General features: G+C 73.2%; 14 protein-coding genes. 6 read left to right on the top strand and 8 right to left on the bottom strand.

From position 1 onward, the window contains the following. Window positions 1–13 precede the first annotated feature (13 nt). The 4 genes from AB0L45_RS32790 to AB0L45_RS32775 all read right to left on the bottom strand — a co-directional run bounded on the left by AB0L45_RS32790 (window position 14) and on the right by AB0L45_RS32775 (window position 3,621). Complete coding sequence (locus AB0L45_RS32790; protein WP_365846512.1) at window positions 14–388, bottom strand: MmcQ/YjbR family DNA-binding protein; 375 nt, start codon at window positions 386–388, stop codon at window positions 14–16. Window positions 389–566: 178 nt separating this feature from the next. After that, window positions 567–1,094, bottom strand: coding sequence for a GNAT family N-acetyltransferase (locus AB0L45_RS32785; RefSeq protein ID WP_365846510.1), 528 nt, complete (start codon window positions 1,092–1,094; stop codon window positions 567–569). 80 nt (window positions 1,095–1,174) lie between these two features. Continuing rightward, window positions 1,175–2,920, bottom strand: coding sequence for a hypothetical protein (locus AB0L45_RS32780; protein WP_365846508.1), 1,746 nt, complete (start codon window positions 2,918–2,920; stop codon window positions 1,175–1,177). Next, complete coding sequence (locus AB0L45_RS32775; protein WP_365846506.1) at window positions 2,917–3,621, bottom strand: ABC transporter ATP-binding protein; 705 nt, start codon at window positions 3,619–3,621, stop codon at window positions 2,917–2,919. Before AB0L45_RS32775 ends, AB0L45_RS32780 begins: the two co-directional genes overlap by 4 nt. A 310-nt stretch (window positions 3,622–3,931) precedes the next feature. On the opposite strand from AB0L45_RS32775, the gene AB0L45_RS32770 reads away from it, so the two are divergent. The 6 genes from AB0L45_RS32770 (at window position 3,932) to AB0L45_RS32745 (ending at window position 8,918) form a co-directional block, all read left to right on the top strand. Next, complete coding sequence (locus AB0L45_RS32770; RefSeq protein WP_365846504.1) at window positions 3,932–4,462, top strand: toxin-antitoxin system HicB family antitoxin; 531 nt, start codon at window positions 3,932–3,934, stop codon at window positions 4,460–4,462. A gap of 165 nt (window positions 4,463–4,627) precedes the next feature. Beyond that, on the top strand, window positions 4,628–5,518 hold the full coding sequence (locus tag AB0L45_RS32765; protein ID WP_365846502.1) for a DUF4097 family beta strand repeat-containing protein: 891 nt from the start codon (window positions 4,628–4,630) through the stop codon (window positions 5,516–5,518). A gap of 41 nt (window positions 5,519–5,559) precedes the next feature. Beyond that, entirely contained in the window at window positions 5,560–6,564 is a 1,005-nt protein-coding gene (locus tag AB0L45_RS32760; protein WP_365846500.1) for an ATP-binding cassette domain-containing protein, read from the top strand. Then, the gene (locus AB0L45_RS32755) at window positions 6,564–7,355 is read left to right on the top strand and encodes an ABC transporter permease (RefSeq protein ID WP_365846498.1); all 792 of its coding nucleotides are present in this window, start codon (window positions 6,564–6,566) and stop codon (window positions 7,353–7,355) included. The genes AB0L45_RS32760 and AB0L45_RS32755 overlap by 1 nt, the downstream gene beginning before the upstream one ends. Before the next feature lie 86 nt (window positions 7,356–7,441). Beyond that, window positions 7,442–8,689 (top strand): cytochrome P450, encoded by a 1,248-nt coding sequence (locus AB0L45_RS32750; protein ID WP_365846496.1) that lies wholly within the window; start codon window positions 7,442–7,444, stop codon window positions 8,687–8,689. Between the two features lie 4 nt (window positions 8,690–8,693). Beyond that, complete coding sequence (locus tag AB0L45_RS32745) at window positions 8,694–8,918, top strand: ferredoxin (RefSeq protein WP_365846494.1); 225 nt, start codon at window positions 8,694–8,696, stop codon at window positions 8,916–8,918. 157 nt (window positions 8,919–9,075) lie between these two features. Here the strand turns inward: AB0L45_RS32745 and AB0L45_RS32740 are convergent, their stop codons facing one another. The 4 genes from AB0L45_RS32740 to AB0L45_RS32725 form a co-directional block, all read right to left on the bottom strand. Next, entirely contained in the window at window positions 9,076–9,810 is a 735-nt protein-coding gene (locus AB0L45_RS32740) for a hypothetical protein (protein WP_365846492.1), read from the bottom strand. Between the two features lie 501 nt (window positions 9,811–10,311). Continuing rightward, the gene (locus AB0L45_RS32735) at window positions 10,312–11,781 is read right to left on the bottom strand and encodes a catalase (RefSeq protein ID WP_365846490.1); all 1,470 of its coding nucleotides are present in this window, start codon (window positions 11,779–11,781) and stop codon (window positions 10,312–10,314) included. A 213-nt stretch (window positions 11,782–11,994) separates the two neighbouring features. After that, a complete protein-coding gene (locus AB0L45_RS32730) occupies window positions 11,995–12,486 on the bottom strand; it encodes a hypothetical protein (protein ID WP_365846488.1) in 492 nt (163 codons plus the stop codon). Further along, the coding region (locus AB0L45_RS32725) for an NAD-binding protein (RefSeq protein WP_365846485.1) at window positions 12,483–13,055 on the bottom strand (573 nt) is incomplete at its 5' end. The genes AB0L45_RS32730 and AB0L45_RS32725, both read right to left, overlap by 4 nt.

Below are 13,055 nucleotides of genomic sequence, written 5' to 3'. Positions count from 1 at the left end.
GCGCGCCGTGAGGTCAGGCGCGGCCCGGCCAGTCCAGCGCGAGCTGCTGCGCCCGCGGCAGCCGGGCCACGATCAGGTCGTACGAATCCTCGATCAGGTCCAGGACCAGCCGGTCGTCCAGCGCCCCCGCCAGCGAGACGGTGTTCCAGTGCCGCTTGTTGAGGTGGTAGCCCGGCACGATCTCGGGATGCGCGGCCCGCAGCCGCTCCGCCAGGTCGGGGTCGCACTTCAGGCTCACGCTCAGCGGCTCGGCGTCCAGACTGCTCAACGCGAAGATCTTCCCGCCGACCTTGAACGTGCACACCTCACGGTGGCCGGGGAACGGGAACTCCTCGGTCGCCCCGTTGAAGTCCAGGCAGACGGCCCGCAGCCGTTTCGCGTCGAACATACGGCCATTATCGCGCGGCCGGAACCCGCCACCAGCAGCAACTGGCCCACGGCCGCGGTCACTCCCACCCATGCCGCACGCACCGGCCAGCCCCGGGGCAGCCCCGCAGCGGTGGCCCCGGCCCCGGGCAAGCGAGGAGCGCCCGCAGGCCACCCGAACCGCCCACCGGAGCGCCGGATCAGCCGTCCCGCCGCATGCACACCCGCTCCCACCGGTCCAGCCCCAGCTCCGCCTCCCGGCGGCGGATCCCGCGCAGGCCCTGGGTGATCTCGGCGTCGGCCAGGACCCGGAAGCCGAGCCGGGCGTAGTACGGGGCGTTCCACGGCACGCCAGCGAAGGTGGTGAGCGTGACCGACGGCAGCCCGCTGTCCTGCCGGGCCCGCTCGATGAGCGCCCGGCCGAGCCCGCGCCGCGCGCCGTCCGGATGCACGGAGACCTGCTCGATGTGCGCGCAGCCGTCGACCGGCTCCCAGAGCAGATACGCGAGCGGCGCGGCATCCGGCGCCGCCCCGGAGCAGGCGACCAGGGCCCGGCCCGCCTCCTGGTAGCGCGTCAACTCCGCGAGCGACGGCGGCTCGTCGTCCGCGATCCGGTCCATCCCCACCGCCCGGAACGCCTCCCCGGCCGCCCGCTCGATGTCCTGCAACACGGGCAGGTCGCGGGGTACGGCCGCACGGATGACGGGGCGGGGCTCAGTTGCGTTCATGGAAGCACCGTCGCAGGCCGGCCGGCGCCCGGCAGCCGAATTTCGGGTGGTCTGCCGGGGCCGGGCCGTCCCTCGCGGGGTCAGTGTCTGAGGAGGCGGTCCGCCGAGCGGGTCACGAAGAACAGCAGGCCGGCGGTGAGCAGCGCCGCCATGACGGCCACGTGGGCCACGGACCGCGCGTCGGGGCCGTGCGCGAGGGCCGCGTTCAGTACGAGGGTGAGCCCGGTGACCGAGACCAGGGGGCCGGCGGCGTACCACGCGGCGAACAGGAACGGTCCGGGGCCGCCCATCGGCGTGGCGCCACCGGCGAACAGCAGGTCCGTGCGCGCCGGTCCGCGGCACGCGCCGAAGACCGCCGCCGCCGCGAACGGCACCGCGCACAGCGGCATCAGCAGGAGCGTCCACCCCGCGCCGGCCAGCGCGTACGGCACGGCCGCGAGCAGTCCGAGCAGCACGCCGAGGACCGCGGGCACGACCGCGTGCTGGAGCATCAGCGTCCGCAGCCGGAACGGGGACCAGGCCGCCCGCCGTACGTCGTCGGTCTCCAGGCGGGCCGGTTCGGCGAGGGCGCCGACCGCCGCGTACCCGCACAACAGCCCCACGGCCAGGCCCAGTACGCGCTTCTCGCCCGCCGTCGCCGCGCCGAGCCCCGCCGCCGCGGCGGCAGCGGCCGTCCAGGTGACGGCGCGGCCCAGCCGGCCCGGCGAGCGCAACAGGGCCAGCAGGTCGCGCCGGACGACGACCAGGTACCGGTGACGCGGCGGCGGCAGACGGAACCGGCGCTTCGGCGCGTCACCGCCCGCCTCCATGACGGCCAGTTTCGCGGCCCGCAGTTCCAGGGCGAACACCCCGGACGTGACGGCCGTGGCCGTCGCCGCACGGCTGCGCAGCTGCGCGTTGGGTACGTACCCGGCGTCCCGGTGGGCGTACAGGACGGCCGCCACGGTGCCGGCCACCAGGAGCGCGGTCGCGGCGGGCCAGGCCGGCGCCGGTCCGCCTGTCGCGGCCACGACCGGCTGCGCTGCCCAGCCCCAGGGACCGGACCACAGTTCGGCCAGTTCCAGCGGCGCCCAGCGGTGACCGGTGCCGGCCAGGGCGGCCTGCCCGGCGCTCAGGGCCAGCAGCAGGGTGACCGGCGCGGTCGATCGCCGTACGGAGCGCGCCAGGTGCGGTCTGCGCTCCACCACCATGCCGAGCGACACGGCCAGCAGCGGCAGGCAGAGCGCCGCCGGCAGCAGGGCCGCCAGTCCGCCGCCGAACGACGCCAGGCCGGTGACCTGGAGGATCACGGCCGCGGCCACCGCCACCAGCAGCCCGGCGGCCACGGCCAGCCCGGCCGAGACCCGGAAGGCGGGCCGCAGCACCGCCCCGCGCCGTACGGGCTGGGCGAGGAGCCAGCCGGCGGCGGGCCCGGACACCACGACCGGCCCGCGCCACAGCGCGTCCCGGGCGGCGAGGACGGCCAGGCCGAGGGTGCCGGCGACGAAGGCGGCCGGCAGGGCGCGCTGGAGGTCGGCGCCGAGGGTGCCGTGGTCCGCGCCGAGCTTGAGTTCGCTCAGGAAGCGGTGGGCGTAGCCGCTGCCGTACCCGAGGGCCGCGAGGACGACGCAGTACACGAGGACGGCCTGGTCGCGGCGGCGCTGCCGGTGGTGGGCGCGGCGCTTGGCGCGCAGCCAGCGCAGTGTTTCGGGGGTGCGGTCGTCGTCGGCCTCGGTCCAGACGGCAGCCTCCTCCTCGGCCTCGTACGGCGAGCCGGCGGCCGCCGGGGAGCCGTCCTCGGCAGGGGAGCCCTCCTCCGCACCGCGTTCCGTGTCGCGTGCGGTCATGAGCGCACGCCCAGCTTCTCCAGCACCTCCGCCGGGCTGCCCTGCTCGACGACCCGGCCGTCCTCCAGCGCGATCATGCGGTCGGCGACCTCCAGGGCCAGTTCCGCCTGGTGGGTGGCGAGCAGGACGGCCACGCCGTCCGCCTTCTCGGCGACCAGGAGGGCGGCCAGGCGCGCGCGGGCGTCGGGGTCGAGCCGCTGCTCGGGTTCGTCGAGGACGAGCAGGTCACGCGGCCGTACCAGCGCGGCGGCCAGCAACAGTGACTGCAACTGGCCGGAGGACAGCGAGCCCGGCAGCGCGTGCGCGTGCCCGGCCAGCCGCCGGTCGGCGAGCACCTGGTCGATCCAGGCCTGGGCGTCGTCCACGGCATGGGCCACGGTGACCAGTTCCAGGTGCTCGCGGACGGTCAGGTCGGGGTAACAGGCGACGCTGTCGCCGACCACCGCGACCCGCGCCCGTACCTCCGGGTCGTCCTCCGCGACCTTGCGGCCGGCGAACCGGGCCGTACCGGTGGTCGGCGCGTCCCGGCCGCACGCGATGCGCAGCAGCGTGGACTTGCCGGACCCGTTGTGGCCGAACAGGGCCGTGCAGCTGCCGGCGGCCAGGTCGAGGTCGATCGGGTGCAGTGCCTGCCGGTCGCCGTAACGGCGGCTGACGCCGCGCAGTTGCAGCAGCGCGTTCGCGCTGGTCCTGGCCTTCATGGGGAGTGCTTTCCGTACGCCGGATGGGTCGCTCCCGACCTTAAGGCCCTGGGTACGGGGCCTGACCGACGCCCGGGCCGTGGCGCCAGACCGGCAGCGCGGTGGCGCACAGCCCTGCGATCCGCCGCGATTCCGCGCGATCCGAGTGGTGCCGCCGTGGCGTCACTGCGGTGCCACTGCGGGCCGCAGTGGTGGCGCCGGGGGGTTGGACATCGGCAATTTTCCAGGAAAGTCGCAGGTCAGAGGCGTGCGCGCCAATTCAATGCCAAACTGGCTCGCCAAGGCGCCAAAGAAGTGCCATGATGACGCCATGGACCTGACGCCCTACGTCGAAGACCTTCGGCGCGAACTGGCTGCCGCCGCGGACGCCGGCGGTGACGACGCCCGCGCCCTCGCCGAGCGGCTCACCGCGCCGCTGGAGTCCGCCGTCCGCCTGACCCTCCTGAACGCGCTGTCCGCCGCCATGGGCGAGGTCACGCGAGAGCTGGCACCGGGCTCGGTCGACGTACGGCTGCGCGGACTCGACCCGGAGTTCATGGTGACCGCGCCGCCCGCACCCGAGCCGTTCCGAGCGGGGCGCGCGCCGGTCACCGAACCCGCCGTGGCCGCCCCGCCACCGCCGCTCACGGACACCGACGACGGCGCCACGGCACGGATCAACTTCCGCCTCCCCGCCCACCTCAAGGCCCGCGCCGAGCACGCCGCGGCGGCGGAGGGGCTGTCGGTCAACGCCTGGCTGGTCCGGGCCGCGGCCACCGCCCTCGACGGCGGTGAGCGCGCGAGCCCACCGGGCCGCGCCGCGGCCCAGGGAGACCAGGGCTTCACCGGCTGGACCCGCTGAGCACGCCGTCGGACTCCGTACGTACACCGGGAGCCCGGCGGCCGGGCCCAGGGCCACCGGCCCACCCCACACCGGCGGACCGCCCGCATCGCGGTCCCGCCGCCACCATGCATCACCCGCCGCACCGGCGGGACCACTCACCCAAGCCACGAGGACGGGACACCCATGCCTGCTTACGAGACCCCCGAACCGATCATCGCCACCCTCGAACTGGAGTGCGGCACCGCCCGCATCACCGCCGGCAAGCGCACCGACACCGTCGTCGAGGTGCTGCCGCGCAACGGAGCCGACGACAGGGACGTCCAGGCCGTACAGCAGACCCAGGTCACCTGCTCGGGCGGCCGCCTCGCGGTCAAGACGCCCAGGAAGCGGTCCCTGTTCGGCAAGCCGGGCGCCATCGAGGTGAGCATCGAACTGCCCGCAGGCTCGGACGTCCGGGGCTCCTCGGCGCTGGGCGGCTTCTTCTGCGAGGGCCGCTTCGGGGACGTCACCCTCAAGACCTCGCTCGGCGACCTCCAGGTCGACGAGGCGGCCGGCGCCGACCTCCGGACCGACCACGGCGACATCCGGCTGGCCCGCTCGACCGGGGACCTCGAAGCCGTCGGCTCAGGCCGGATCGAGATCGGCACCGTCACCGGCACGGCGCGCGTCAAGAACAGCAACGGCGCCACCGACATCGGCGAGGTCACCGGCGAACTGAAGGCCAACGCGGCCAACGGCGACATCTCCGTCGGCATCGCGCACGGCGACGTCAGCGCCAAGTGCGCCAACGGCCGCACCGTGATCGCCGTCGCCCACGCCGGGGTCGACGCCTCCTCCGCCAGCGGCGGCATCCGCGTCGGCGACGTCACCCGCGGCCGTATCGACCTGCGCACCTCCGTCGGCGACCTCGAAGTCGGCATCCACCAGGGCACCGCCGCCTGGCTCGACACGCACACCAAGTTCGGCACCGTACGCAACTCGCTCGGCACCGCGGACGGACCCGCGGACTCCGACGAGACCGTCGAGGTGCACGCCCGTACCGCGACCGGCGACATCATCATCCACCGCGCCTGACCCGACGTACCCCGACGCACCGCACTCGAAAGGACAGCGGCATGACCGCCACCCGGACGTCCGCGCCGACCGCCGCACCCGCGACGGCGCAGGCGATCACCGCCACCGGACTGCGCAAGTCCTACGGCGACAAGCTCGTACTCGACGGCGTCGACCTGAGCATCGCCGAAGGCACCGTCTTCGCGCTGCTCGGGCCGAACGGCGCCGGTAAGACCACCACCGTGGAAATTCTCTCCACGCTCATCGACGCCGACGCGGGCGAGGCCTGGGTCGCGGGCCGCCACCTGACCCGGTCCGCCGACGCGGTACGCGCCGCGATCGGCGTCACCGGCCAGTTCTCGGCCGTCGACAACCTGCTGACCGCCGAGGAGAACCTGCTCCTGATGACGGACCTGCACCACCTCGACCGGCGCGAGGGCAAGCGGCGGGCCAGGGACCTGCTGCGCCGCTTCGACCTGTCCGAGGTCGCGCGCAAGAGCGCCGTCGCCTTCTCCGGCGGCATGCGGCGCAAGCTCGACCTCGCGATGACCCTGGTCGGCAACCCGCGGATCATCTTCCTCGACGAGCCCACCACCGGACTCGACCCGCGCAGTCGGCGCACCATGTGGGAGATCATCCGGGATCTCGTCGCCAACGACGGCGTGACCATCTTCCTGACCACCCAGTACCTCGAAGAGGCCGACCAACTCGCGGACCGTATCGCCGTACTGGACCACGGCAGGCTGATCGCCGAAGGCACCGCCGACGAGCTGAAGCAGCGCATCCCCGGCGGTCACATCCGGGTGCGGTTCGCCGACGCCGGGGCCCTGGGCGCCGCGGCCGGCATCTTCGGCACCGCCACCCGCGACGAGGACTCCCTCACCCTGCAGATCCCCAGCGACGGCTCCCTGCCCACCCTGCGGGCCGTCCTGGACACCCTGGAGAGCACCGGAGCCCAGGCCGAGTCGCTGACCGTGCACACCCCCGACCTCGACGACGTCTTCCTGACCCTCACCGGTCAGCCCCGCCCCGCCGGCACCGCCGCACCGACCAAGGAGAACGCCTGATGGCCACCGTGTCCTACGCCGCCAAGGACTCCCGGACGATGCTGCGGCGCAACCTCAAGAAGGCCCTGCGCTACCCGTCCCTGACCCTCACCGTCGTCATCATGCCGATCATGATGCTGCTGCTGTTCAACTACGTCTTCGGCAGCGCCCTGGGCACCGGCATCAGCGGCACGCCCACCGGCAGCGGCGAGTACATCGACTACCTCGCGCCCGGCATCATCCTGATGGCCGCCACGTCCGGCTCCCTGACCACCGCGATCAGCGTCTGCGCCGACAAGACCGAGGGCATCGTCAACCGCTTCCGTACGATGCCCGTCTCCCGGTCCTCGTTCCTGACCGGCCATGTCGTCGGCAGCGTGATCCAGACGATGACCAGCGTCGCGCTCGTCGTCGGCGTCGCGCTCCTGGTGGGCTTCCGGCCCGACGCCACGCTTCTCGAATGGCTCGCCGCGATCGGCCTGCTGACCCTGCTCACCCTGGCGCTGACCTGGATCTGCGCCGGTATCGGCCTGGTCGCCAAGAACGTCGAGACGGCCAGCAACATCCCGATGCCGCTGACCTTCCTGCCGTTCCTCGGCAGCGCCATCGTGCCGACCGAGTCGATGCCCGCCGGCCTGCGCTGGTTCGCCGAGTACCAGCCGTTCACACCGGTCATCGAGACCCTGCGCGGTCTGTGGCTCGGCACCGAGATCGGTTCCAGCGCGGTCATCGCCCTCGCCTGGTGCCTCGGCCTCAGCCTGGTCGGCTACGTATGGGCGCGCCGCACCTTCAAGACCGGGGCCAAGCGGTGACGCCGCCCCCGCACCACCGGCTCTGAGCGGCGACCCGCCTTGGCCGTACGCACGTTCACCAGCAACGACGATCACTGGAGAACCCCATGACGCACGACCCGACGACCTCCGGGGCCCGCACCGCCGACGTGGGCGCCGACGAGCTGCCCACCCTGCCCACCGACCGGCGCACCGGCTGCCCCTTCGACCCGCCCGCCGAACTCACCGCGCTGAGCGACCGGCCGCTGCGCCGCATGCGCTACGCCGACGGCCACATAGGCTGGCTGGTCACCGGACACGCCGCGGCCCGCGCGGTGCTGTCCGACCCGCGCTTCAGCTCCCGCTACGAACTCCTGCACCTGCCGGTACCGATGCCGGGCATGGAGGGGATGACGGAGGTGCCGCCGGCGATGCCCGGCGACTTCCTCGGTCTCGACGCACCGGATCACACCCGCTTCCGGCGGCTGCTCACCGGCAAGTTCACGGTCCGGCGGATGCGTCAGCTCGCCGAGCGGGTGGAGCAGTTCACGACCGCGTGCCTGGACGCCATGGAGCAGGCCGGACCCACCGTCGACCTGGTGGAGGCGTTCGCGCGGCCGGTGCCCGCGCTGATGATCTGCGAGCTGCTCGGCGTGCCGTACGCCGACCGGGACCGCTTCCAGGAGCATGTGGCGACCGTCTTCGACCAGACCTCGGACGCGGAGGCGAGGGGCGCGGCGTTCGCCGCCGTCGGACAGTTCATCGGCGAACTCGTGGCCGCCAAGCGCGCCGAGCCCACCGACGACCTGCTCAGCGACCTGACCAGCTCCGACCTCACCGAGGAGGAACTGATCGGAGTCGGCGGGGTGCTGCTGGCCGCCGGGCTCGACACCACCGCGAACATGCTCGGCCTCGGCACCTTCGCCCTGCTCAGCAACCCCGGCCAGCTGGACGCCCTGCGGGCCGATCCGGGCCTCGCCGAGCAGACCGTCGAGGAGCTGCTGCGCTACCTCAGCGTGGCCGACCCCATCCCGCGCGCCGCCCTGGAAGACGTCGAGATCGAAGGCCAGTTGATCAAGGCGGGTGAGACGGTGACGGTGTCCGTCCAGGCCGCCAACCGCGACCCGCTCAAGTTCCCCGACCCCGACCGGTTCGACATCCACCGCAAGGCCACCGGGCACGTCTCCTTCGGCCACGGCCCCCACCAGTGCATCGGCCAGCAGCTCGCCCGCGTCGAGATGACCGTCGCGTTCCCGGCGCTCTTCGCCCGCTTCCCCACCCTGCGCCTCGCGGTGCCGCCGCAGGAGGTACCGCTGCGCGACCGTGCCAACATCTACGGCGTGATCAGTCTGCCCGTCACCTGGGACAAGGAGTGACCCGATGAGCGACGAACGAGAACCGCTGCGGATCGGCGTCGACCGTGACCGCTGTGTCGGCGCCGGCATGTGCGCCCTGACGGCACCCGGAGTCTTCGACCAGGACGACGAGGAGGGCCTGGTGACACTCCTGGACCCGGCACCGGCCCCCGAACGGCGGGCCGCGGCCCGGATGGCCGCCGGCCTCTGCCCCGCCGGAGCCATCACCCTCGACCCGCCGGGCCAGTAGCCTCCACCGCCCCTTCCCGGAGGCCACGCGACACAGAGCGCCGCGTGGCCCACCCAGGACCGAGACCCCCGCACCGCGCGCCGGTGGGGGGCTCTCGCGTGCCGGGCCACGCAACGGTTGCCGAGGCTGTACGCCTGCGCGGCAGCCGTCCGGCGCCTCAGCGCTCCGTACCGTCCCTGATCAGTTCGTCGGCCGGGTCGTTGACCGGTTGCGGGGTGCCCGTGAGGTCCATGACGAACAGGGGGAGGTGGAGTTCGTCGGCGCGGGCGCGGGCGTCGCGGGAGTAGCCCGCCAGGGAGAAGCAGACGGCGACCGCGGAGTCGTTGAGCGCGTTGAGCCACAGGCACTCGACCTCGCGCAGCTTCGTCGCCCGGGTCGTCGGGTCGACCTGCGCCACCACGCCGCTGCCGCGCAGGTCCACACCGGACGCGGTGAGCTCGGGCGCCCGCGCGACGTCGGTGAAGCCCAGCCACTTCAGGTACTGGGCCGCCGCGGTGACACAGTCGTCGGCCGTACGGATGGTGACGGGGCGGAAGGCGGGACGCAGTACCGGCGGGCGGCGCGGCGGTCCGCCGGCCGGTGCCGCGGCGGGGCTGCCGGGCGCCGGCGGGTTGGGCGGCGGCGGGGTCGGTACGGGGACGACGGGGACGCGTACCACCGTTCCGCACGCGCAGCCGGACTCCGGCGCCGGCCATTCGTCGAGCCGTCCGCAGGTGTCGCAGCGCACCTCGACCCAGGAGCTCTGCCAGGTACGGTGCACGATCTCCACCGGTATGCCGCCGCGCAGCACCGGCATGGTCAACGGGGCACCGCACGCGCACGGGAAGGTGGGCGGGGTGAAGGCGTTCTCACGGCGGCAGGTCGGGCAGCGCACCGGCACGCTGTCGGCCATGGCGGCTCCTGGCAGGTAGGTCGGCGGGCAGTGCTGCCGTCCATGGTCCCCTCCAGCGGCTCGCGTGGGGGGACATTCACAGTGCGGTGCCGACATTACCGCAGACATATGCGCGCGGACCCGGCTTTCCGGGGATCGGCCCGGAGAGCCGGGCCCGTGTGCGGTGGTGCCGCCCGGCGGCACGGGAGATGGGCGCGACAGGACATTCGCACCGCCGGGCGGGTTCGGGGGAGGGGTGCGGAGGAAGAAGGCGGGACGCGGGCTCCGTGGCGCTTCCGGGGAGACGGACCGTCCTTCCCGCGGACGGTCACGGCCACCGCACTGGTGTCTCCCGGGAGGCCGGGCCGCACCGGCCGCGGACTCCCGTGACCGTGCGCCGCGGAGCCCGGCGCCGCCTGTCCGCGCCGGCCGGCCACCCCTCAGCGGACCGGCCGGCGCGGACGCGCGAGGACCGGACCTCCCGTCGGGCCCTCGCGCTGACCTGGGTCATGACACAGGCTTTCAGTCCTCGCGCAGCTCGTGCACCGCGGCCTCGACGCGCTTGCCGTACTCCGGGTCGGCGGCGTGGAAGTGGGCGAGGTTCTTCTCGACCACGTCGTCGCGGGAGACCTGGGCCAGGCCCCCGGCGATGTTCGCCACCAGGCGGTTCTTCTCGTCCTCGGACATCAGCCGGTACAGCTCGCCGGCCTGGAAGAAGTCGTCGTCCTTGGCGTGCGCCGGGGCGGCGTGGGTGCCGGTGTGGCCGGTGAGCGCGAGCGGCGCGGACAGCGGCTGGTCCGACTGGACCGGGCCGCCGTAGGAGTTGGGCTCGTAGTTCTTGGCGTGCCGGTCGTAGGCGTTGGACGCCATCAGGCCGTCCCGGCCGTAGTTGTCCGCCACGGTCGCCTTCGGGGCGTTGACCGGCAGCTGGGTGTGGTTGACGCCCAGGCGGTAGCGGTGCGCGTCGGCGTAGGCGAACAGCCGGCCCTGGAGCATCTTGTCCGGGGACGGGCCGATGCCGGGCACGAAGTTGTTCGGCGAGAACGCGGACTGCTCGACCTCGGCGAAGACGTTGTCCGGGTTGCGGTCCAGGACGAGGCGGCCGACGCGCTGGAGCGGGTAGTCGGCGTGCGGCCACACCTTGGTCAGGTCGAACGGGTTGAAGCGGTAGTCCGCCGCCTGGGCCGCCGGCATGACCTGCACGTACAGCGTCCAGGAGGGGTACACCCCGCGCTCGATGGACTGCAGCAGGTCGGTCTGGTGGCTGTTGGGGTCCTTGCCGGACAGCTCGGCGGCCTGGTCGCTGCTCAGGCAGCGGATGCCCTGGTTGGTCTTGAAGTGGTACTTGACGAAGAAGGCCTCGCCGGCGGCGTTCGTCCACTGGTACGTGTGCGAGCCGTACCCGTTCATGTGCCGGTACGAGGCGGGGATGCCGCGGTCGCCCATCAGCCAGGTGATCTGGTGGGTGGCCTCGGGGGAGTGGGCCCAGAAGTCCCAGACGTTGTCCGGCTCCTGCTTGCCGGTGAACGGGTCGCGCTTCTGCGAGTGGATGAAGTCCGGGAACTTCAGTGGGTCCTTGATGAAGAAGACCGGGGTGTTGTTGCCGACGAGGTCGTAATTGCCCTCCTCGGTGTAGAACTTGACGGCGAAGCCGCGCGGGTCGCGGGCGGCGTCCGGGCCGCCGAGGTTGTCGGCCACGGTCGAGAAGCGGATGAACAGGTCGGTACGCCGGCCGACCGCGCTCAGGAAGTCGGCGCGGGTGAACCCGGTGACGTCGTCGGTCACTTCGAAGTACCCGTACGCGCCGGAGCCGCGGGCGTGCACGACGCGCTCCGGGATGCGCTCGCGGTTGAAGCGGGCGAGCTTCTCCAGGAGGTGCTGGTCCTGGAGGAGCAGCGGGCCACCGACGCCGGCGGTGGCGGAGTTCTGGTTGTCGGCGATCGGAGCGCCGGCCTCCGTGGTGAGACGGCGCGTCGTCGTGGGCTTCGGCATGGTGACCTTCCGTACGAGAACGCGGAAGTCGGCTTCCGCATGTTGGAGCGTAGGGAGCACCCCCACCATCGTCAACACTTTGTTGAAAAGTTGCGGGGCGGTGCTGAGGAGCGGCGTTCGGCCCGCTCGGAGGGTGTTCCCGGCGGCGGCGCCTGGGCGCGACAGGACAGGTGTCGGCGCCGCCGCCGGGAAGCCTGGGGGAGGTGCGGGGGTTCACGCCTCGGGGTGCGTGATGGCCAGCAGCAGGACCGGTCGTGCGGTGGTCACGGCTTCCTTGCGGGCCCAGACGGTCGCCGAGCGCAGCTCGTCGGGATCGTTCACCCGGTGCGCCGAGCAACCGTACGCCCGCATCAGGTCCAGAGCCTGCTCACCGCTCCGGCCGCCGGAGCCGATCGCGGCCAGCACGAACGGCGTCTCGTGGCGCACGGCGACGGTCAACGCGTCGGCCGCATGCGGGAGTTCATGGGTACGTACGAGTGTGACGACCGCGGTGTCCCGGCAGCCCAGGGCGTCCAGCGCCACCCGTACGCCGATCGTGACCGGCACGTGCCGGCCGGGCGGCCCGTTCCGGCCGCACACCACATAGCGGTGTGCGTGGTGCCACGAAGACCGGTGCGGGAAGCCGCACAGCCGGCGGAGTCCGGCATCGGTGACGATACGCGCGTCCGCGCCGACGGCCTCGTCGATGACCTGACAGGCCGTCAAACGGTGGTGTGGCCGGAGAGGCGTTCGACGCCGCGCAGGAGGGCGGAGTGGTCCAGGCCGCCGTCGCCCTGGGCGCGCAGGGCGGCGACCAGGGAGGCGACCAGGGTGCCGACGGGCAGGGCGGCGCCGACGGCGCGGGCGGCGTCGGTGACGATGCCCATGTCCTTGTGGTGCAGGTCGATGCGGAAGCCGGGCGTGAACTTGCGAGTGAGGAAATTTTCCTTCTTGCGGGTCAGGACGGTCGAGCCGGCCAGCCCGCCGCTCAGGACGTCCAGGGCGGCCGCGAGGTCCACGCCGGACTTCTCCAGGAAGACCACCGCTTCGGCGCAGGCCTGGAGGTTGACGGCGACGATGAGCTGGTTGGCGGCCTTGACGGTCTGCCCGGCGCCGTGCGGACCGCAGCGCACGATGGTCGTGCCCAGGGCCTCGAAGAGCGGGTACGCGGCGTCGAAGTCCTCCTGGGCGCCGCCGGCCATGATGGACAGCACCGCCTCGATCGCACCGGCCTCGCCGCCGGAGACCGGCGCGTCCAGCACCCTGATGCCCCGCTCGGCCGCGGCGGCGGCCAG

The sequence above is a fragment of the Streptomyces sp. NPDC052496 genome (assembly GCF_040679095.1).
Classification (GTDB): Bacteria; Actinomycetota; Actinomycetes; order Streptomycetales; family Streptomycetaceae; genus Streptomyces.
The sequence above is the reverse complement of the archived record's forward strand: the minus strand, read 5'-3'. Positions and strand labels throughout refer to the sequence as shown.